Annotated in this window: 25 protein-coding genes; 12 read left to right on the forward strand and 13 right to left on the reverse strand. The window is 37.4% G+C overall.

Annotated elements, in window-relative coordinates:
- Positions 1–35: 35 nt before the first annotated feature.
- The 4 genes from ACK4HO_RS10945 (at position 36) to ACK4HO_RS10960 (ending at position 1,243) form a co-directional block, all read left to right on the forward strand.
- Complete coding sequence (locus ACK4HO_RS10945) at positions 36–239, forward strand: helix-turn-helix domain-containing protein (protein WP_176305395.1); 204 nt, start codon at positions 36–38, stop codon at positions 237–239.
- Between the two features lie 38 nt (positions 240–277).
- Entirely contained in the window at positions 278–646 is a 369-nt protein-coding gene (locus tag ACK4HO_RS10950; RefSeq protein WP_409665759.1) for a glyoxalase, read from the forward strand.
- A gap of 67 nt (positions 647–713) precedes the next feature.
- Positions 714–953, forward strand: coding sequence for a hypothetical protein (locus tag ACK4HO_RS10955; RefSeq protein WP_409665761.1), 240 nt, complete (start codon positions 714–716; stop codon positions 951–953).
- Positions 950–1,243: a type II toxin-antitoxin system RelE/ParE family toxin gene (locus ACK4HO_RS10960; RefSeq protein WP_409665763.1), complete on the forward strand. Its 294-nt coding sequence runs from the start codon at positions 950–952 to the stop codon at positions 1,241–1,243. Before ACK4HO_RS10955 ends, ACK4HO_RS10960 begins: the two co-directional genes overlap by 4 nt.
- On the opposite strand, the gene ACK4HO_RS10965 is transcribed toward ACK4HO_RS10960, so the two are convergent.
- Positions 1,240–1,968: a biotin--[acetyl-CoA-carboxylase] ligase gene (locus ACK4HO_RS10965; RefSeq protein ID WP_409665765.1), complete on the reverse strand. Its 729-nt coding sequence runs from the start codon at positions 1,966–1,968 to the stop codon at positions 1,240–1,242. The genes ACK4HO_RS10960 and ACK4HO_RS10965 overlap by 4 nt on opposite strands.
- A 93-nt stretch (positions 1,969–2,061) precedes the next feature.
- Here ACK4HO_RS10965 and rsfS point away from each other — a divergent pair, with 93 nt between their 5' ends.
- The 7 genes from rsfS to ACK4HO_RS11000 all read left to right on the forward strand — a co-directional run bounded on the left by rsfS (position 2,062) and on the right by ACK4HO_RS11000 (position 7,629).
- On the forward strand, positions 2,062–2,433 hold the full coding sequence (rsfS, locus tag ACK4HO_RS10970; RefSeq protein WP_176305398.1) for a ribosome silencing factor: 372 nt from the start codon (positions 2,062–2,064) through the stop codon (positions 2,431–2,433).
- A 19-nt stretch (positions 2,434–2,452) separates the two neighbouring features.
- Complete coding sequence (ftsH, locus tag ACK4HO_RS10975) at positions 2,453–4,387, forward strand: ATP-dependent zinc metalloprotease FtsH (RefSeq protein WP_409665767.1); 1,935 nt, start codon at positions 2,453–2,455, stop codon at positions 4,385–4,387.
- Between the two features lie 114 nt (positions 4,388–4,501).
- Entirely contained in the window at positions 4,502–5,107 is a 606-nt protein-coding gene (locus tag ACK4HO_RS10980) for an LUD domain-containing protein (protein ID WP_409665769.1), read from the forward strand.
- Position 5,108: 1 nt separating this feature from the next.
- Positions 5,109–5,921: a phosphatidate cytidylyltransferase gene (locus tag ACK4HO_RS10985; protein WP_409665771.1), complete on the forward strand. Its 813-nt coding sequence runs from the start codon at positions 5,109–5,111 to the stop codon at positions 5,919–5,921.
- Positions 5,911–6,561 (forward strand): phosphatidylserine decarboxylase family protein, encoded by a 651-nt coding sequence (locus tag ACK4HO_RS10990; protein WP_409665773.1) that lies wholly within the window; start codon positions 5,911–5,913, stop codon positions 6,559–6,561. The genes ACK4HO_RS10985 and ACK4HO_RS10990 overlap by 11 nt, the downstream gene beginning before the upstream one ends.
- 12 nt (positions 6,562–6,573) lie before the next feature.
- Positions 6,574–6,849 carry an acyl-CoA-binding protein gene (locus ACK4HO_RS10995; RefSeq protein ID WP_409665775.1) on the forward strand — a complete coding sequence of 92 codons (276 nt, stop codon included), beginning with the start codon at positions 6,574–6,576 and terminating at the stop codon, positions 6,847–6,849.
- A 3-nt stretch (positions 6,850–6,852) separates the two neighbouring features.
- The gene (locus ACK4HO_RS11000) at positions 6,853–7,629 is read left to right on the forward strand and encodes a superoxide dismutase (RefSeq protein WP_409665777.1); all 777 of its coding nucleotides are present in this window, start codon (positions 6,853–6,855) and stop codon (positions 7,627–7,629) included.
- Between the two features lie 34 nt (positions 7,630–7,663).
- Here the strand turns inward: ACK4HO_RS11000 and ACK4HO_RS11005 are convergent, their stop codons facing one another.
- The 12 genes from ACK4HO_RS11005 to ACK4HO_RS11060 all read right to left on the reverse strand — a co-directional run bounded on the left by ACK4HO_RS11005 (position 7,664) and on the right by ACK4HO_RS11060 (position 20,739).
- The gene (locus tag ACK4HO_RS11005; protein ID WP_409665778.1) at positions 7,664–9,703 is read right to left on the reverse strand and encodes a M13 family metallopeptidase; all 2,040 of its coding nucleotides are present in this window, start codon (positions 9,701–9,703) and stop codon (positions 7,664–7,666) included.
- 110 nt (positions 9,704–9,813) lie between these two features.
- Complete coding sequence (locus ACK4HO_RS11010; RefSeq protein WP_409665780.1) at positions 9,814–9,999, reverse strand: DUF2892 domain-containing protein; 186 nt, start codon at positions 9,997–9,999, stop codon at positions 9,814–9,816.
- 16 nt (positions 10,000–10,015) lie between these two features.
- Positions 10,016–13,207, reverse strand: coding sequence for an efflux RND transporter permease subunit (locus ACK4HO_RS11015; RefSeq protein WP_409665782.1), 3,192 nt, complete (start codon positions 13,205–13,207; stop codon positions 10,016–10,018).
- A 42-nt stretch (positions 13,208–13,249) separates the two neighbouring features.
- Positions 13,250–14,332, reverse strand: coding sequence for an efflux RND transporter periplasmic adaptor subunit (locus ACK4HO_RS11020; protein WP_409665784.1), 1,083 nt, complete (start codon positions 14,330–14,332; stop codon positions 13,250–13,252).
- Between the two features lie 28 nt (positions 14,333–14,360).
- Positions 14,361–15,668: a TolC family protein gene (locus ACK4HO_RS11025; protein WP_409665785.1), complete on the reverse strand. Its 1,308-nt coding sequence runs from the start codon at positions 15,666–15,668 to the stop codon at positions 14,361–14,363.
- Positions 15,669–15,810: 142 nt separating this feature from the next.
- Positions 15,811–17,409, reverse strand: coding sequence for a hypothetical protein (locus ACK4HO_RS11030; protein WP_409665787.1), 1,599 nt, complete (start codon positions 17,407–17,409; stop codon positions 15,811–15,813).
- A 116-nt stretch (positions 17,410–17,525) separates the two neighbouring features.
- Positions 17,526–17,726, reverse strand: coding sequence for a hypothetical protein (locus tag ACK4HO_RS11035; protein ID WP_409665789.1), 201 nt, complete (start codon positions 17,724–17,726; stop codon positions 17,526–17,528).
- A 121-nt stretch (positions 17,727–17,847) separates the two neighbouring features.
- Positions 17,848–18,048, reverse strand: coding sequence for a DUF6132 family protein (locus ACK4HO_RS11040; protein ID WP_409665790.1), 201 nt, complete (start codon positions 18,046–18,048; stop codon positions 17,848–17,850).
- Complete coding sequence (gene trxA, locus ACK4HO_RS11045) at positions 18,048–18,350, reverse strand: thioredoxin (protein WP_409665792.1); 303 nt, start codon at positions 18,348–18,350, stop codon at positions 18,048–18,050. The genes ACK4HO_RS11040 and trxA overlap by 1 nt, the downstream gene beginning before the upstream one ends.
- Positions 18,343–18,546 carry a hypothetical protein gene (locus ACK4HO_RS11050; RefSeq protein ID WP_409665794.1) on the reverse strand — a complete coding sequence of 68 codons (204 nt, stop codon included), beginning with the start codon at positions 18,544–18,546 and terminating at the stop codon, positions 18,343–18,345. The genes trxA and ACK4HO_RS11050 overlap by 8 nt, the downstream gene beginning before the upstream one ends.
- Before the next feature lie 9 nt (positions 18,547–18,555).
- Positions 18,556–19,974, reverse strand: coding sequence for an MBL fold metallo-hydrolase (locus ACK4HO_RS11055; protein ID WP_409665795.1), 1,419 nt, complete (start codon positions 19,972–19,974; stop codon positions 18,556–18,558).
- Between the two features lie 132 nt (positions 19,975–20,106).
- Complete coding sequence (locus ACK4HO_RS11060; protein ID WP_409665797.1) at positions 20,107–20,739, reverse strand: Crp/Fnr family transcriptional regulator; 633 nt, start codon at positions 20,737–20,739, stop codon at positions 20,107–20,109.
- Positions 20,740–20,857: 118 nt separating this feature from the next.
- Here ACK4HO_RS11060 and ACK4HO_RS11065 point away from each other — a divergent pair, with 118 nt between their 5' ends.
- Positions 20,858–21,061 (forward strand): DUF2892 domain-containing protein, encoded by a 204-nt coding sequence (locus ACK4HO_RS11065; RefSeq protein ID WP_409665799.1) that lies wholly within the window; start codon positions 20,858–20,860, stop codon positions 21,059–21,061.
- The last annotated feature ends 21 nt before the right edge of the window (positions 21,062–21,082 follow it).

The following is a 21,082-nucleotide window of genomic DNA, read 5'->3' on the forward strand; positions in this document are numbered from 1 at the left end:
AAATCCAAAAAGAAAACGACTTAACGATATAAATTATGGCAATTATTGTAAACCTAGACGTAATGATGGCCAAAAGAAAGATGTCGTTAAACGAACTTTCCGAAAAGGTAGATTTAACCTTGTCTAACCTTTCCATCCTAAAAACCGGTAAAGCCAAAGCCATTCGTTTCAGCACTCTTGAAGCGATTTGCAAAGCCTTAGACTGTCAACCCGGTGATATTTTAGAATACACCGACTAACTATTTTGTATATTTGAAATCAATAGAAAAACTAACGAATGAACCACAGAGCCATATCCATTCGCGCTTTCATCGGTGCCAAAGACTATGAAATCTCACGTAGTTTTTACCTAGACTTAGGCTTTGAAGAAATCATAATTTCACCCGATATGTGTCTATTCAAAACAGCCGAACTGGGCTTTTACCTCCAAAAAGCGTATGTCAAAGGCTGGATAAACAACAGCATGCTTTTTATGGAAGTAGAAGATGTTAAACAATTTTACAACCAATTGATAGCTTTAGACTTACCAACTAAATACAAAGGCGTAAAAGTGGTTCCCATCCGCGAATTAGACTGGGGAAGCGAATGTTTTGTGCATGATCCTTCAGGGGTTTTGTGGCACTTTGGGGAGTTTGTTAAGCAATAAATCTAACAGCAAAATGTACTACTGTATTTGAAATTATTTTTATAAATTTGAAATAAATTTAACGGTTATGAATGTAGAAACCCAACGCAAAAACATTGTCCACAGAATATTGGATATAGATAATTCTCAATTACTTACTAAAATTGAAGAATTACTAAACAACGAAGTTTATGCCTACACTACTTCAGGTAAACCATTAACTACTCAAGAATATAAAAACCACCTAACCGAAATCATAAATGTTTCTGATGCCGGTGAAGTTGGTTACACAACCGAAGAAGCTAAAAGTAAAATCATCAGGAAATGAAACCTGTTATTTGGTCAAAGAATGCTATTGCTTCCATTCAAGATATTTACGATTACATTTACACTTCAAGCCCTCAAAATGCCGCTTTGGTCATTGATACTTTATTTGAAATCGGAGATAAACTCAATATATTTCCAGAAAAAAATCCCATCGAACCAATATTCAACTCCGATGAGATAAGGTTTTTCCCAAAATGGAATTTTAAAATCGTTTACCGCATAGAGAATAACAGAATTTATATCCTTGACATATTCTCAACATTACAAAATCCGAAAAGTTTCAAGGTTTAATACAACAACTTCACTTCCTTCAATTCATAATATTCCACACTGTCATCGTTTAAAAGTACGGCGAGTTTCCCATCACGAGTCACACATTTGATGATTCCCATAAATCGTTTGCCATTGGGGAATTCAAAAGCCGCCGGTTTGTCTTTTTTAAACAACAAACTGTTGTAATGCGCCCAGGCCTCATCAGCGCGTTCGGGGAAAAGAATGAGGTGCAACTTGAGTGATTTTATAAACCGCTCCGCCATTTCCTCTAAGTCATAAACTTGCTGTGTAATATTGGTCAAAGAATTGGCTTGTGGTAAATGCTCAAAATCGGTTTGGTTCAAATTCAATCCAAAACCTACTACCGCCGTATAACTGCCATCTGACTTTAGCGAATTCTCTATGAGTATGCCACCCACTTTCTTATTTTCTGCCATAATGTCGTTGGGCCATTTGACATTTACTTTTGCTATGCCATTCATGGTCAGCAAACCAACCGCTGCTAAAGCCACTGCTACATTAAAGTCATAAATAGAAATCATGTCCTGCGGTACATCTTTAACCAATACACTAATAGTGAGGTTTTTACCCGGTTCACTTACCCACTCCGAACCCATTTGTCCTCTGCCTTTGGTTTGTTCCAAAGCCATGACAGCCGTGTAGTTTTCCAACCACTTTTCTTTGGCCAATTGCTTTAAATAGTCATTGGTCGAATCTATGGCATCGAGTTTGATTATAGGCATGATAGAAATAAAAATTGGTGGTAATTTTAAACTTTTGTTAAGCAAAAATAAGGACAAAAAGTAATACCTTTGCCAAATACACATAAATACTAGATGACAAAAAAAGCAGTAAACACCGATATACTCTTAGCGAGTATTATCAAAGGCATTGAAGAAGTAAAAGGAAATGATATCGACATACTCGATTTAAGAGCTATAGACACCGCCGTTTGTGATTATTTTATCATTTGTAACGGAAATTCCAATACCCAAGTTAACGCGATTGTTAACTCTATCCAAAAACTGGTTTCCAAAGAATTAAAAGACAAACCTTGGCACGTAGAAGGTACGGACAATGGCGAGTGGGTTTTAATGGATTATGTTGACATCGTTGTACATGTTTTCCAAAAACAAATCCGTGAATTCTACAATATTGAAGGACTATGGGGCGATGCCCAAATTACGACCATTCCAAGTAACTATTAAAAAATTGCGCTAAACATATATGGCAACCGAAAAGAAACCCAATAATTTTAAAGTAAGTCCATGGTGGATTTACGCCGGATTAATTATTATATTCTTCGGATTAAACTACATCGGCGGTTCCGGTTTTCAGGATACTGCCAAGATTTCTTCGTCTAAATTCAACGAATATCTAGACAAAGGACAAATCGAAAAAGTAGTGATTTTCAACAAAACGGAAGGCGAAGCCTATCTGACTGCAGCGGCTTTAAAAGACAAAGCACACAGTAAGCTATCCAAAGACATGTTGGGCAATGCCAACAAAGGACCGCACTACTCTTTCGAAATTGGTAACGACGAAGTGTTCCAAAACAAAATTGAGAAAGCCAAATTAGATGGCAAAATCAAAGACTACGATTTTAAACCCAAAAGCAACTGGTCTGAAATATTCATCAGTTTGTTGCCTATCATCATCATTATCGGACTTTGGATTTTAATTATGCGCAGAATGTCGGGCGGTGGTGCCGGCGGTGGCGGTGGTCAAATCTTCAACATCGGGAAATCGAGAGCCAAATTATTTGATGAAAAAACCGATTTAAAAACCACTTTCAAAGACGTAGCCGGATTAGAAGGTGCCAAAGAAGAAATACAAGAAATCGTTGAGTTCCTAAGAAACCCTGATAAATACACTACGCTTGGAGGTAAAATTCCAAAAGGTGCTTTGTTAGTTGGACCTCCGGGAACGGGTAAAACCCTTTTGGCGAAAGCCGTAGCCGGTGAAGCCAAAGTACCATTCTTCTCTTTGTCAGGTTCTGATTTTGTGGAAATGTTTGTTGGTGTTGGTGCTTCTCGTGTTAGAGATTTATTCAAACAAGCCAAAGACAAAGCTCCGGCAATTATCTTTATTGATGAGATTGATGCTGTTGGTCGTGCTCGTGGGAAAAACAATTTCTCAGGATCGAATGACGAACGTGAAAATACCCTTAATCAGTTATTAACTGAGATGGATGGTTTTGGTACCAATACACACGTAATCGTATTGGCAGCCACCAACAGAGCTGATGTATTAGACAAAGCTTTAATGCGCGCCGGACGTTTTGACCGTCAGATTTATGTGGATTTACCAGACGTAAGAGAACGTAAAGAAATATTTGAAGTACACTTAAAACCTTTGAAAAAAGTAGAAGGTTTGGATATAGAATTCTTGGCCAAACAAACTCCTGGCTTCTCGGGTGCTGATATTGCTAACGTATGTAACGAAGCGGCCTTAATTGCTGCCAGATACAACAAAACAGCGGTAGACAAACAAGATTTCTTAGACGCTGTCGACAGAATCGTTGGCGGTTTAGAAAAGAAAAACAAAATCGTTACCCCGGATGAAAAACGCGCGATTGCCGTTCACGAAGCCGGTCATGCTACCGTAAGTTGGATGCTCGAACACGCAGCACCATTAGTAAAAGTTACTATTGTTCCGCGTGGACAAAGTTTAGGCGCCGCTTGGTATTTACCCGAAGAGCGTTTAATCGTTCGTCCGGAACAAATGCTGGATGAAATGTGTGCTACTATGGGCGGACGTGCTGCTGAAAAAGTAATGTTCAACAAAATCTCTACCGGAGCCTTAAGCGATTTGGAAAAAGTAACCAAACAAGCGCGTGCCATGGTTACGATTTACGGATTGAATGAAAAATTAGGAAATGTTACTTACTATGATTCTTCGGGACAAAGTGAGTACAATTTCTCCAAACCATACTCAGAAGAAACGGCTTTAATCATCGACAAAGAGATTTCAAATTTAATCGAAACCGAATACCAAAGAGCCATCAAAATTTTGCAGGACAACAAAGAAAAACTGCAGCAATTGGCTGATATCCTGATTGAAAAAGAAGTCATCTTCAAAGACGATTTGGAAACTATTTTCGGCAAAAGACCATTCGACAATCACGCTGAAGAAACGGTAGCAGAAACTGTAATCGAATAACATTTACAGTTTTTTAACATTTTTTTAAAATCTTAATTCAAAACATACTTTTGAATTAAGATTTTTTTATCTTTGAGGGATTTCAAATACAAAACCAGATTATACCAAACCAGCATGAGTCTTTTCAGAAAAATTTTTGGCACAGGTAATGATGCCTCTGACGAAGAAAGTCAAAGCGAATTTAACAATACTCCTTCCAGCTTTTCACTGCTTCCCGTAGATGAGAAGTTTACTTATAATTTCAAAAAAAACGGCGGAAAGTTTTTGTATTGCGAAAACTTGAATGAAGTAAAAGACCAATTCTTAAACATCTTAGAAGAAAACGATTGGTTCGAGTGTGAAGCACTTTGTTATGAACCGAAATTGTTTAGTATGTTAGACGAAAACAAACTGACATACGATAAACCTGCCAATCCGAAGTTCTTATTTGCCAGTTGTGAAAATTTGATTGCCGATGAAGGTTCGGTCTTATTTTCTTCCAACCAAATTAAACAAAACAAACCTAACGACTTACCCATCAACATCATCATTTTAGCCACTACAAGTCAGATTTTGGAAACCAAAAGTGACGGTCTTCGTGTGATTAAAAAAAAATACGATAAAGACTATCCAACGAATATCACTACCATCAAATATTTCGAAAAAGCCAAAGACGAAGATTTCCTGCAATACGGAAGCACCGCCAAGAATTTATATCTCTTGCTTTTAGAAGATTTATAGCATGACGACTACTGTAACAAGAGCTTTATCCGGCGCAGTTTATGTACTGTTACTGGTTGGCGCGACTTTATATTCTCAATATAGTTTTTTGTTATTATTTGGTTTACTATTGCTTTTCTCAGTGGTAGAATTTTGCAAACTAGTTGCTCTCAAACCAATCATTCCACTTATTATTGCTACTGTTGGCTATGTGTTGTTCAACTTAAACCATACAATCAAAACCAACGAAATTTTATTGCTCATTGCAGCTTTATTGGTTTCAATACGCTCACTGTTATTCCTGTTTGAAAAGAAGGATAGATTTCTGGATGCACAAGCCAAATACGTTTTCCTTATTGGCTATCTCATCATTCCAATTATTATTTTCACCAAAATTCCATTCATCAATAACCAATATGTTCCCGAAATCATTATCAGTATTTTAGTGATTATTTGGGCCAATGACACTTTTGCTTATTTGGTTGGCATTACTATGGGGAAGAACAAACTTTTCGAAAGAATCTCTCCTAAAAAGACGGTTGAAGGCTTTGTCGGAGGCGTTATTTTTGCGGTCGTGGCCGGAATTTTATTGGCTGAGTTTTACATCAAAAAACCAGATGAAACCACCATCAAATGGATTATCATTGCGATGATTGTCAGTGCTTTTGGCACATTGGGTGATTTGATAGAATCTAAATTCAAAAGAATCGCAGGAGTCAAAGACAGCGGCAATATCATGCCCGGTCACGGAGGTTTTCTAGATCGCTTGGATAGTATTATATTTGTAGCACCATTTGTTTATTTGTTTTACCAAATTATTTATTATGTTTCATAAAGAAGGTTATAAAATCATTTTCATCGCCATTTTAAGTTTTGTTGCAGCATTATTATTAACTGATAAATTTGTGCACCTATATTGGCTTAGAATTTCAATCCAACTTGTTTTTGTCTTTCTATTTGTAATGATTTTACAATTCTTCAGAAATCCCAACAGAAAGATAGTACCCAATGAAAATTACTTCTTGGCTCCGGTTGACGGTAAAGTGGTTGTTATTGAAGAAGTATTTGAAACCGAATATTTTAAGGACAAAAGATTACAAGTTTCGATTTTTATGTCACCGATTAATGTACATGTCACCCGTTATGGTGCTTCAGGTAAAATCAAATTCAGCAAATACCATCCCGGAAAATACTTAGTAGCGTGGCATCCGAAAGCCAGTACCGAAAACGAAAGAACAACTGTGGTGATTGAAACCAAACAGTTTGGAGAAGTTTTGTACCGACAAATCGCCGGAGCTTTAGCACGCCGAATTGTAAACTATGCCGAAGAAGGACAACAAGTCGTTCAAGGTGAAGATGCCGGTTTTATTAAATTCGGTTCCAGAGTTGATATTTATTTACCATTAGGAACAAAAGTGGATGTTGCTTTAAACCAAAATGCTGTAGGTAACCAAACGGTTATCGCCTCTAAATAATTAGGATAAAACATGTCTGAAAAAGAATTAGAAGTTCGATTTCTGGAAGCTGTTGAAATGGCTTCCCAAATGACACAGTCATCGTTGCCGCAAGATGTTCAGTTGCGATTGTATGCCTATTATAAACAAGCCACTTTTGGCACTATTGAATACAATAATTCGGGGAGTTTTGATTTAAGAAATGCTTTTAAAACCAATGCTTGGATGCAAATCAGTCACTTATCAGTAGACGAAGCCAAAGAATTATATATTGAAGCCATCCACGCCATTGTAAACGAAAATAAATAAATTATGAAAAGGATTATTGCTTTTGCATTATGTTTTTCTTTTACGTTCTTATTGCCTTCTTGCAATAAAAAGAAATTGACCGAAGTGGTAGAAGTGCCATTGCCATCCGCTGAGGAAAAAATAACCATCGGACAACCCGATGATGTCTCTGCAGAAGACGGACAATTTGCTTTGACCAAATTGCCTTATGAATACAATGCCTTGATGCCAAGTATTGATATCCTTACTATGGAAGTACATTATTCCAAACATTATTTAACGTATACCAACAACCTAAACAAATTGGTAGCCGCCGATCCATTGATGGTTGATTTAGCGATTGAAGATATTTTGAAAAAACTGGACATGAACAATGCCGACTTGCGAAACAATGCCGGTGGTTATTACAATCATACTTTGTTTTTTGAAGGTATGGCACCCAAAGCCGGCGGACAACCCAAAGACACTTTGTCAACCGTTATCACAAGGGATTTTGGTTCCTTTGATGTTTTCAAAAACCAATTTGAAGATGCTGCTGAAAAGCAATTTGGTTCAGGTTGGGCCTGGCTAGTAGTAGACAAAGCCGGAAAATTATCAGTAACAAGTACGCCAAATCAAGACAATCCTTTGATGCCAACTCAAACCGTAAAAGGAACACCTATTTTATGTTTGGACGTTTGGGAACACGCTTATTATCTCGACTACCAATACAAGCGAAAAAAATACATCGAAGCTTACTTTAAAGTTATCAACTGGAAAAAAGTAACCGAACGGTATTTAGAAGCAACAGCAACGAAATAAAAAAATCCCTAATCTTTCGATTAGGGATTTTCTTTTACCAAATAACCACTTTCTGATTATCCGCTCTTCGCATTTTACTTCCAGGTTTAATGTTGAAAGCTTTGTGGAAGTCGGGGTTGTTTTCCAATGGTCCGTTGATCCTGTATTTTGCCGGTGCGTGTACATCGGTTAATAATTGTTGGGCTAAAGATTCCGGTTTGATATTCACCATCCAAGCGTAACCATAAGCTAAGAAGAAACGTTGTTCCGGGGTTAAACCGCTAATCTTTTCTTTGTTTTTATATTGAGACGATTTTTTAAAGGCTTCAAATCCCATGACAACACCTCCTAAATCGGCTATGTTTTCGCCTTGTGTAGCATCACCGTTTACGAATTTGCCCGGCAAAGCTTCGTACTGACTAAACTGCTCAACAATCAATTTGGTTTTGGCTTTGAACTTTTTCAAATCTTCTGCGGTCCACCAATTGTTTAAGTTTCCTTTTTCGTCATACTGACTACCTTGGTCATCAAACCCATGGGTGATTTCGTGACCGAAAGTTGAACCACCAATAATACCATACAACACAGCATCATCCGGCATTCTACCTTCAAATCCGGGCACTAAAATATTACAAGCCGGAACGCAAATTTCATTGTTACTTGGACTATAATAAGCATTGTAGGTTTGCGGATACATGCCCCATTCGGTTCTGTCTACCGGTTTACCATACTTTTTAATCATATCCTGAATCGCCCATTTGTTAGTAGCCATTACATTCGCTAAAAAAGTACCTCGATTGATGTTCACACTGCTCATGTCTTTCCATTTATCAGGATAACCGACTTTCATTACTATTTTGCTTAATTTGAATAACGCTTTCTTCTTCGTTTCTTCGCTCATCCAATCTAAGGTTTTAATACGTTCTGCATAAACGTCACGGATATTGTTCCCGATTTCTAACAGTTTTTCTTTAGAACCTTTTGGTAAATAATCTTTCACATATACTTGTCCGATTAACTCACCTAAAGAACCATCCGTTTGCTCTACGATTCTTTTCCAACGTGGTTTTTGTTCTTTCACACCACTCATCACCGTAGAATAGAAATAGAAGTTTTGTTTTTCTATAGCATTGTTCAGATAAGAAGCATAAGAATTCACAAAATCCCATTCCAAATAAGTTTTCCAATCTTCAATCGAATAGCTTTTTATCATTTGGTTTAAAGCCTTGTAAAACTCAGGTTGACCCACAATTACTGTATCCACATTCTTGATGCCCATAGCCGACGTCATCGATTTCCAATCAATATTCGGAGTCGTACTGTTGATTTGAGCAATACTCATTTTGTTGTAATTCTTGATTGGGTCACGAAGCGCTTCTAACTTTCTAGAGTTATTGGCCAATTCCGTTTCCAATTTCATGATTGTATTTGCATTAGCTTTAGCTGCGTCTATACTTTTTCCAATCAGTAAACTCATTTTTTCCAAATGCTTTACATATTCGGTACGTATGTTTACTGTTTCCTTATCAGTATTGAAATAATAATCGCGATTGCCCAAACCTAATCCGCCTTGACCTAAAAATACAGCATACTTCGAACTGTTCTTATCGTCTTGCCCAACATATAACGAAAACGCCGGATTCGCACCGATAGTATGCAAATAAGCAATGGTATTCAATAATGAAGGTGTATCATTGATGGCTTTAATTCTATTTAAATCAGCTTTTAAAGGTGATAATCCTAATTTTTCAATGCTCAAAGTATCCATACCGGAAGCATAAAAATCACCTATTTTTTGTTCGTTACTGCCTTTAGGCGCATCAGTCATCTCGGCTGATTTTTCACAAATTTGTTTAATTTGAGAATTGATAGTATCGCCAATCGTTCGGAAAATACCGTTGCTTCTTTCGCTGGCCGGAATTGGATTTCGCTTAAACCATCCACCATTGGCATACATAAAAAAGTCATCGCCGGGATTAACCGTTGTGTCTCTGTTGGTCAATAAAGGATCAATAAAATCGGCTTCTTTTTGGTTACAACCAATGAGCAATAGGGCAGAAAATAAACTTAAAGTTAGCTTAGTTATTAATTTCATAAAATTATGTTTTGATGTGTATTGGACTAATGAACATTGAAAATGTTACCAAATGTAATGCTTTTGTAAAAATAACAACAATAAAAAACCACCCGAAGGTGGCTTAGTAATTAATCTTTAATTCCGAGTTTGGTTAAAATATCTTCCATCAAACACCATTTGGTTATTGAAGATTGCAATAAATTAGCTCCAACAAAAGCGGTAAACCAAAGCCAATTCTGATTGACATAAATCGATAACAATAAGCTGAGTAAGATAAACGTTCCGGCTACAGCTCTGATTATTCTGTTTTTCATATTCTTATAATTTAAATTAATTTTCCCATTTTTTTCTTTCGGTGATGTAATAAATCAAAGGCACTACAATTAGCGTAAGTAATGTCGAAACAATTGCACCAAATACCAACGAAATCGCTAAACCTTGGAATATTGGGTCAAATAAAATAATCGATGCTCCAATAACCACTGCTCCGGTCGTTAATAAAATTGGTGTAGTTCTCACAGCTCCAGCTTCGATAATAGCTTGTTTCAACGGCACGCCATCTTTCAATCGAATCTCAATAAAATCGATGAGCAAAACTGAATTTCGAACCATTACTCCGGCCAAAGCAATCATACCGATAAATGAAGTTGCGGTAAAGAAAGCACCTAACAACCAGTGACCTAATACAATCCCGACTAACGAAAGCGGAATTGCCATCATCATTACCATCGGGGTTTTGAAATTTTGGAACCAACCTACAATCAACATGTAAATGATGACAATTACAATTAAGAAAGCTGCTCCCAAATCACGGAAGACTTCCAAGGTAATTTGCCATTCGCCATCCCATTTTACGGTGAAATCACTTTCATCGGATGGTTGTTCCATGTACAATTCATTGACTTTGTAGCCTTTTGGCAATTGCATTTTTTGGAGTTTCTCATTCATCCCCAAAATAGCGTACACCGGACTTTCCAAATCGCCTGCCATGTCTGCTGTTACATACACTACACGTTTTTGGTCTTTACGGTAAATGGTTTTTTGCAAGGTATCTTGAACCACTTTGACCAAATCACTAACCGGAACTACATTCCCGCGATTGCCTTTGATTTTCAAACTTTGAATGTCTTGCAAACTCGTTTTGTCTTTATCATCCAAAGACAATACTATACCAATATTGTCATTTGAATTTTCATCATACAAATTAGAAACCGGATATTCTTTAAGCAAATAAGTCAAATTGCCAACAACTTGCTGCGGAGCGATTCCGTTTAGCATCGCTTTTTCTTTATCAACTACCAATTTGTATTCTGTTTGGTCGCCCTCAGTCATCCAATCTACATCAACAATATCCGTAGTGTTTTCCAGAATGCTTTTCACTTGGTTAGCAACTTTGATTTGCTCTTTGTAATTCGGACCGTAAATTTCGGCTACTAGAGTCGATAACACCGGCGGTCCGGGTGGCACTTCTATAATTTTGACATTAGCAGCATATTTTTTGGCAATCTTTTGGATTTCGGGACGCACGATTTTGGCGATGTCGTGACTTTGTAAATCGCGGTCTTTTTTGTGCAATAAATTCACTTGAATATCGGCCATATTGCTACCACCACGCATATCGTAATGACGAACCAAACCGTTAAAAGTAATGGGTGCCGAAGTACCGATGTAATTCTGATAATTTACCACTTCAGGAACCGTAGAAAGGTATTGTGCAATTTCCTGAGTTACTGCGGCAGTTCTCTCCAAAGTGGTGCCTTCAGGCATGTCAATCACGACTTGGAATTCGTTTTTATTGTCAAATGGCAACATTTTTACAGCTACCGATTTGGTAAAAAACATCAAAACCGAACCGATTAACAATAAAACGGTAATGCCTAACATCAATCGACGCTTTTTAGAACTTTCTAAAAATGGTCTTTCCATTTTATTGTAGACTTTATAAATCCAGGAAGTTTCTAATCCTTGTTCGGCTTTGTGTTCTTGGGTTTCTTTTTCGTGCAACAAATGGTAACCTAAATAAGGTGTAACGGTCAAAGCCACAAATAACGACAACAACATCGCAATCGAAGCACCAATCGGCATCGGACTCATATAAGGTCCCATCATTCCTGATACGAAAGCCATTGGAAGAATAGCTGCAATTACAGTGAATGTAGCCAATATCGTTGGATTCCCTACTTCATTAATCGCATAAATGGCCGCTTGCTTGAATGGCAGTCGCTTCATTTTGAAGTGACGGTGCATGTTTTCGGCGATGATGATACTGTCGTCTACCACAATTCCCACTACGAAAACCAAGGCGAATAAAGTGATACGATTTAAAGTGTATCCCAACATATAATAAGCGAAAAGCGTTAACGCAAACGTCAATGGTACTGAAAAGAAAACCACTAAACCACCACGCCAACCCATTGCTAGCATTACCAAAAGGGTAACCGCAATAATCGCAATGCCTAAATGCAGTAACAACTCGCCTACTTTATCTGAAGCGGTTTCACCGTAATTACGCGTTACTTCTAAGTGAACGTCATCAGTGATAATGGTTTGTTTTAAATGTTCGACTTTCTCCAAAATCTTTTCGGAAATTTTCATCGCATCGGCACCTTTTACTTTACCAATTGAAATGGTTACGGCAGGATATTCCGAATTGTTTTTGGCGAATTTTTCATTGGCTTTGCCATACCCAAAAGACACATAACTTCTCGGCGTTGATGGACCATCTTGTACTGAAGCGACTTGTTTTAAATACACCGGCAAATTGGCATTAACGCCAACCACCAAGTTTTCAATATCTTCTGAGGTTTTCAAAAACTCGCCGGTAGTCAACAAATATTCTTTATCGGCTGAAACAAAACTTCCCGATTGTGAGCTGCCGTTATTGGCTTGAATCATTTGCATAATGCTCAACGCATCGACACCGTTTTCGGCCATTTTATCTTTGTCTAAAACCACTTTGACTTCGCGGTTTCGGCCACCGATTTCTTTGGTGATGGCGACATCTTTTACCTTTTCAATCTCCGAAGTCAGTTCTTCCGCAATTTGACGGATTTCAAAATCGTTTAGTTTTTCGCTCCAAAGCGTTAGCCCTAACATCGGCACATCGTCGATAGAACGCGTTTTCACCATCGGTTTATAAACGCCTTGTGGAAACATATTTTCGTGTTTGGCCAACTCATCGTATAATTTCACATACGAACGTTCTACATCTTGCCCAACATAAAACTGAACAATCAACATCGCCTGACCGTTCATTGCCATACTGTGCACGTGTTCTACGCCTTTGATGTTGGAAAGAATTTTCTCCAAAGGTTTCACTACGCGACTTTCGACTTCACTCGGACTCGCTCCGGGATAACCCACCATTACGTCGGCCATCGGAACATTGATTTGTGGTTCTTCTTCTCTTGGAATCAGAAACGAACTGTATACGCCGATAATCATTAATCCGACCATTAACAGTATCGTTAATTTCGAATTGATGAAAAAATGGGCGATTTTACCTGATATACCTTCTTGCATTTTTTGGATTTTTAGATTGTTGGATTGCTGGATTTTCAGAATCTATTGGATAGAAACTTTTGCTCCGTTAAATAACTTCCCTTCAGAAGAAACAATGTATTGTTCCTCAGTTGATAAGCCTGATAAAACTTCGACTTGGTTTCCGAAAGTTTTTCCGATGCGCAACCATCTTAAAATGGCTTTGTTGCCGTTGCCGATAGTGTAAATTCCAGTGAGTTGGCCTTGTTTTACTAAAGCACTTTCGGGAACCAAAACTTTATCGGTTGTGGTAGTCGTTTGAGTTTTATTGGCTACCGGAAATTGAACATTGACAAACATGCCTGATAAAATGGCTTTATCGATTTGGTTCAAACCGACTTTAACCAAATACTGTCCGCCCGTATTTTTAGCCGAACTGCTGACTTCAATTACTTTTCCCGTTACTTCTTTATTGATGGATTTTACTAAAACTTTTACGGCCATTCCGTTTTGAATTTTGGCTATGTCACTTTCCGAAACCATGGCGGTAACTTGCAATCTCGAAACGCCTTCGATGCTTACTAACGGCATTCCGGGATTCGCCATATCGCCTTCTTTTACAAAAGTATTGGTCACTTCACCTGAAAACGGCGCGGTGATATTGCTGTAATTGAATTGTGCTAGTACTTCATTTCGCATTTGTTTGGCCGCATCCAATCCGGCTTTCGCCATTTCGTAGCGCGAGGTCATGTCGTCTAACTCTTTTTGAGAAGCACTTTGTTGGTTGAACAAAGCCGTGAATCTTTCGTAGTCTTTTTTAGCATTATTAAACGCAGCTGTAGCTTGCAAAATAGAAGCATCTACTTGGGCTTTTTTGGCTTGTAAATCGGAAGCGTTGATGCTTACCATTAATTGTCCGGCGTTAACTTTTTGTCCGACTTTCACATGTACTTTGGTTACGTAGCCCATCATTCTGGTGCTGACATTGGCACTGTTTTCGGCTTCAATTTTGCCACTAGCGGTTACAAAAGAACCATTGTTTTGTGCAGACATTCCGCTAACTTTTACCGGAATAGCCGCTGCATTATCTGTAATTTCCTTTCGGTCTTTTTCACAAGAAAGGAATAAGAAAGTCGATAGCAATAGTGTTGTTATTTTAATATTCATGTTGTTCTGTTTTATAATTGTCTTAATACTATTGGGTCAAAAATTGTAAATACTGTTGGGTGAAATTGTACTCGAAAACGGCTTGTAAATGCTCTAATTCCTTATGAATCATTTGGGTTTCGGCAGTTAATAAATCTGTCGTTTTTTCTAGTCCTTGGGTGAAACGATTTTGGCGAATGCGATAGGCTTCTTGTGATTGTTCGAAAGCTATTTGCGACAAACCGACTTTATTTTCGGCGTCTTTTAGTTGGCGATTGGTTTTGCTTAATTCGAGTTGGCTCTGCTTTTTGTATTGTTCGGTTTCGATGGTCGCTTTTTGGAAATCGGCTTTGGCTTTGTCGTATTTCCCGATGGATTTGTAGCCGTCGAAAACGTTCCAAGACAATTGTGCTCCGACCAAATAACCTTTGGCAGCTGTGCCTAAAAACTTACTGTCATACAACTCATAACTTCCGAAAGCGTTTAATCTTGGTAAGAAATTCATTTTGCTCATGACCATCATTTTTTGATACGCTTCGGATGATTTATCCATGGCTTGAATGTCTTTTCTATTCTCAGACAATTGGGAGTTTATTGCTTCAACCTTAATGGTGTTTTCCAGTTCTTCTGAAGGTTTAAAGGTTTTGCCTTGCGTGTCTTCGTTTAATAGAAAAGCAAGATAATCGGAGGCATTTTGCACATTGCTTTTGGCGTATTGCAATTGATTTGAAATATCATTCACCCGCACTTGAACATTCAACACATCGGTCTTTTGCAACAAACCTTGTTTGAAATAATTGTCGACCAATTTCAAATTGGCTTTAGCGGTAGTTTCGGCTTTAGTCAAAACATTTACTGCTTTGTAAGCCAATTGGAGTTGCATGTACGCCTTAGAAACTTCAAGTTCTAAATACTCTTGTGTTCGTTGCGTTTGCATTTGGAAAGCTTCCATTTTGGCTTTGGCCGCTTGTCTTCCGAAAATACCGTCAACGTTGAGTAGCGGTTGTTGGATTTCGATTTTAGTGGCAAAGTTTTGCGTAGTTTTCGGGTCATTTAACAAAGCCGGATTGAAATCGGATTGGGTTAAGATTTCCTGATTTAATTTTGAACCAAAAGCCATTAACGGATTGGTAGTAGCCATTCCGGTGTAAGAAACATTAATGTTGGGCAAAAAGAGTGCATTCGATTGGCGGTAATCTGCTTTAGCCGATTGGTAGTTTTGATCAGCGATTTTGATTTGCAGGTTTTTTTCGGATACTTTTTGTTTCAAATCGCTTTTGGAAATAGACAAAGTATCTTGGCTAAATCCAAAAATTGATAGGAATAAAAATCCTAAGGTTACTAGTTGCTTATTCATATTCATCATAGTTTATCTGAATTATGAAGCAAAAATACTGCTGTAGAAAAGCGTGTACAGTTACAATTGTTACAGAGCTAATTGGGCATAAAAAAAATGCCCGATTCCTCAGGCACTCAAAAAATAGTGGTATTTATTTGATTTATTTTACAATCACTTTTTGGGAAACATAAAACTTGTTATCGAATATAAAAGTGATGATTACCGTTTGATTGGAAATTCCATCCAGTTCAAAATTCATACTATTATCGCCTTGTGTAGTATCTTCAATTTCACCGTCTAAAACAATTTTACCGTCCATAGTAGAAACAAAGTAATCAATGTTAGTGGCATAAGCCATTTTAAAATTTATTCTCACAGTACTGCTGTCGGTTGGATTTGGAGAAACGGTCATTGAAAAAGGATTTTTGCCTTCTATGGGTTGGACGCCTAAAGGAGGAATTTTAATCAATTTCACTTCATAAATAGTTGCATTAGCAGAAGTGGTTGAAGTATTATTAACCGAAAACGGATTCGCACTTGGACTAGTCAATCCACCAACAATGTGCCCGATTACAAATTCATTTGCGGTAATTTCACTCAGTTTTATGACTTCATTACTGTAATGTGGTAACGATTTATTCGATATAAATTCGGCACTTGCGCCTTTTAAAGCCGGCATGGTTTCGGGCAATTGGTATTCTTGCAAAGAACCATCGGCGAATCTTGTAGTTCTGCTGATGGTATTGACAAAAGGAACATTATTGTCTTGAACCAAAGTAGTTCCGTTGTAATAATACTGACTGATTCCGCCAAAAAAGAGATTGTGCATTCGGTTTTCAGTGGCATCGTAAAGACAAGATTTGGCACTGTGGTAGTTGCTCAAATATTGGTTGAAAGTCGTTTGCGGAAAATACCCTTCGGGTTTTATGTCTACAGGATATAAAAACGGTAAATCGACATTGATTTGAAACACACCTGATGAAATTGTGTAACCTTGCGACCCATCGGGAAAAATTTGAGGCAACAAGTTGTAATCTCTTCGGTGCAAATGAACCGCATCAGTTATGGCTTCATAATTGGAAATACTCAATTGCGTTCCGGAATTATCGATGGAAAATTTTCTGATTTGATTGGAGTAGGTTTGGGTAAAGGTTGGATTGTTCATCGGATTGTATCTTCCATCAAAACGATGTCCGCCGATTAAATAAAACGTGTTATTTATTTTGCCTAATTGCCCTCCGGTGATGGCAAAATTGGCATCAGTCATTTGTTTGAAATGAGGTAAAATTGAAGCACCATTAACTACCGAATTAATCAAACCCGAAACATCAATCGAAGTCATTTTATTGAACGTAATATGATCATTGGCTGTAGTTGAAAAAGCATAACCTCCGATAATATAAAGTGCATTTGCGTCTTGATAAAAATTGAAATTGCTGGCTTGCAATTGCTCTTTTAAAGGCGTTGGCAAAACATTTACGGAAGTTGACCACACTTGATTAGTAACAACATCAACTACATAAATATCGGTATTATTGTTCTCAGCAGGAAAAGCATTAAAAGGCTGACGCGCATGTATTCCGTCTACTCTTCCTCCTAAGATTAGCCATTTACCCTCGTGTTGGCCAAAAGCATAAGAATGTATACCCGGAAAATTGGCAATGGTAATCGGATTAAGCTGTACTTGGCAATCAAACGTCGATTGTGAAAAAATTACATTGGTAAAACCTAAAAACAACAATATATAAAGAAGTCTCATGTTAAGAATATTTCTCCAAAGCTATTTATTCTCAATCGACTGTTTTGCAACATTTGTTACATAAAAAAAAGCGTCTCTAAATAGAGACGCTTTCCAACTTATTCAAAAGTTTATGACTAAGCTTTGTTATCAGCTGCTTTTTTAGAAGCGCAACAACCTGCTTTTTTCTCAGTGCTGCATTCTTTTTTCTCTTCCGTAGAGCAAGACTTTTCAGTTTTTGCTTTTTTCTTTTTTTGTTTTGGATCTGTACTGTTAGCATTTGCATTAAGTGCAAACAATAAAGCCACTGCTGCGAAGGTTGAAACTAATTTTTTCATCTTTTATAATTTATTTAATGGATTAATCTATTTAACTGAAATCAAATGTAATATTAAAAACTATTGTCACACCAAAATTTAACTTAAAACTAACTTAAGAATCAATTGGTAAAAATGTCATTCATTTGTCTTGTTTTGATTTGGAAACCAAGACATTAAATAACAATCCGCCCATTAAACCACCATATAAAGTGGAGTTCAACGGTTTGGAAGTAATGGCACAAGTTCCGTTGGCGCAACCTACATAATGATAGTATGCGTAGCCCAATAATCCGCCAACTAAAACTCCTAAAACTGTAATTAAAATTGCTTTTTGGGACATCAGCTTGATTTTTCGATTACGGTTCTTAGGATTTCTTCTTTGGACAAAACACCGGATTGTCGCCATAACTGTTTCCCTTTTTGAAAAAGCATCATAGTGGGAACACCGCGCACCTGATATTGTGCTGCCAATTCTTGATTTTTATCGACATCAATTTTGATAATGGAAACTCGCTCCCCCAGACTCTCTTTAACTTCTTTTAAAATCGGTCCGAGTACTTGACAAGGACCGCACCAAGTAGCGTAAAAATCGATTAAAACCGGCTTTTCGGAATTGATAATTTGATCAAAACTACTATTCATCTTTTTGAGTTTTATAACTTACATTACAACCATTAGCACCACAACCCAAATTAAAAACCGCTTGAAACAAAAAGAAAACGCCAAAAGCCACAAAAAACCAGTGATGTGTTTCATAAGCCTGATAAAATAAAAACAAGGCAAACGCTAATCTGAAAAATCGCATCAGGTTCCAATTGTATAACAATATTCTTTTCATTTTATGAATTTATAATAACGTAGTTGGGCAAACGTAATTAGTAATTGGCAAATCCGTCAGTTTGATTTCGTTGAAACCGCCAATAACATCTGCAAAATTATCAAAACCTCTTTGTTTTAAAATGGAAGCCGCAATCATACTGCGATAACCTCCAAGGCAATGTATCACAAAATGTTTGTCTTTTGGAAACGCTTCCAAATGCTCATTGATTTCGTTCAAAGGAATATTAATTGCGCCTACTAAATGCTCAGAATCGTATTCACTTTTTTTTCTGACATCAAAAATGGGGGTTTCATGTATTTCTTCTAAATATTGTAATTGCTCTGCATTGATTCGATCTATGGAGTCAACCTGTTTTCCTGCATTGGTCCAAGCTTCAAAACCGCCTTCCAAATAACCAATTGTATGGTCATAACCTACTCTGGATAATCGGATTATAGCTTCTTCTACTTTTTCATGGTTTTCGGCCACCAATAAAATCTCTTGTTGTAAATCGGGGATTAATTCGCCAACCCACATCGCAAAATTACTTTCTAATCCGATGTTGATACTATTCGGAATAAAACCTTTCGCAAACTCCGAAGCTTTTCTGGTATCCAAAATCAAGGCTTGCGTTTCATTGGCCACGATTTCAAATGTTTTGGCATCGTAAGGCTTTTGGCCTCGGTGCATTACTTTGTCCATACTTTCATAGCCTTGAATGTTCATTAAAACATTTTTCGGAAAATAAGCCGGTGGCGTGGTTAATCCGGTTAAAAGTGTGATAACAAATTCGTCTTCGGTCAACTTTGGATTTAAAGCGTAATTGGTTCGCTTTTGGTTGCCCAAAGTGTCTGTGGTTTCTTTACTCATCATTTTGCCGCAAGCACTTCCAGCACCGTGATTCGGATAAACAATTAAATCATCCGACAAAGGCATAATTTTTTCCCGAAGCGAATGATAAAGCAGTCGGGCTAGTTTGTCCTGAGTTAAATCGGCTATGACGTTTTGGGCCAAATCCGGTCTTCCAACATCACCAATAAATAAAGTATCTCCGGTAATAATTCCGTGCTCATTACCGTTCTCATCGATGATTAAATAAGTCGTACTTTCCATCGTATGTCCGGGTGTATGAATCGCTTTTACTTTACAATTCCCGACATCAAAAACCTGATTGTCATTGGCAACCAAAGCTTCAAAACCCGGTTTGGCTGTTGGACCATAAACAATAACAGCATTCTCTTTTTGAGCCAAATCCAAGTGTCCCGATACAAAATCGGCGTGGAAATGCGTTTCAAAAACGTATTTTATTTTGGCGTTATCCTTAGTTGCGCGGTCGATATAAGGTTGTACTTCGCGCAAAGGATCAAAAATGGCAGCTTCACCATTGGATTTCAAATAATAAGCAGCATGTGCTAAACATCCGGTATAAATTTGTTCTAATTTCATGTTCTAAGTTTTCTCAAAAGTATCACACCAATTCTTAATTCGGAATGATAATTATCAGTTGAATCGAATACAAAAGTAGTCACCCCGATTGGGGTAATCAGTATCAAAAGTTACACAAGAAAGAAATAAAATTTAAGGACGGATAAGCTCAATAGAGGCGCGATGCAATTTGATTTTGCCTTCATTTTCCAAAGCCTTCAGCAAACGAGAAATGACTACGCGAGAAGTATGCAAGTCGTAAGCGATTTCTTGATGGGTATTTTGAATGGAATTGCTTTTGTTAATTTGGGCTTTGTCTAATAAGTAATTATAAAGTCTTTCATCCATGTTCATAAAAGCGAGATTGTCAATGGCCATCAACATTTCTTTCAAGCGGCTGTTGTAGCTGTTGAAAACGTAATTTCGCCAACTTTTATATTTGCCGAGCCATTCTTCCATTTTGCCTACCGGAATCATGACCACTTTGCCTTTGGTTTCGGCTACAGCTCTGATTTCGCTTTTGGTTTCCCCCAAACAACAGGCCATGGTCATCGCACAAGTATCACCTTTTTCTAAAAAATAAAGTAACAATTCGCCTTCGTCAAAATCTTCGCGAAGAATTTTAATAGCGCCCGAAATAAGTAAAGGCATATTTTTGATATAATCGCCAAAATCAATCAGGATTTCACCTTCCTCAAATGCTCTAAGCTGAGACACTTGGGCAATTTCTTCGAGAAGTGACTCTTCAAAAACAAAACCGTAACTTTCTTTTAGCAATTCTAACATGATGATTGAATTTTGGTCTTGTAAATTTCGACTAAAAAAAGGACATGATAAAAATCATTTCTTTAAAAAATGAAATGAGTAACTTTACTTACTATAAACCAACAAATTACAATTTATCATGAAGAAAAATATGGGAACTTTAGACAGAGGTATCAGAGTGATTTTGGCCGCTGTATTTGCTTATTTATACTTTAGCGGAACGGTTACCGGAACTTTAAGTTACGTTTTATTAGCATTTGGCGCCATCTTTTTGCTAACCAGTTTGGTGAGTTTTTGTCCGCTTTATCCTTTATTGGGAATAAATACTTGTAAAACAAAGTAATCCTTTGCGCTTTGCATTTTA

Source organism: Flavobacterium sp. (assembly GCF_046296355.1).
In the GTDB taxonomy this organism is placed as follows: Bacteria; Bacteroidota; Bacteroidia; order Flavobacteriales; family Flavobacteriaceae; genus Flavobacterium.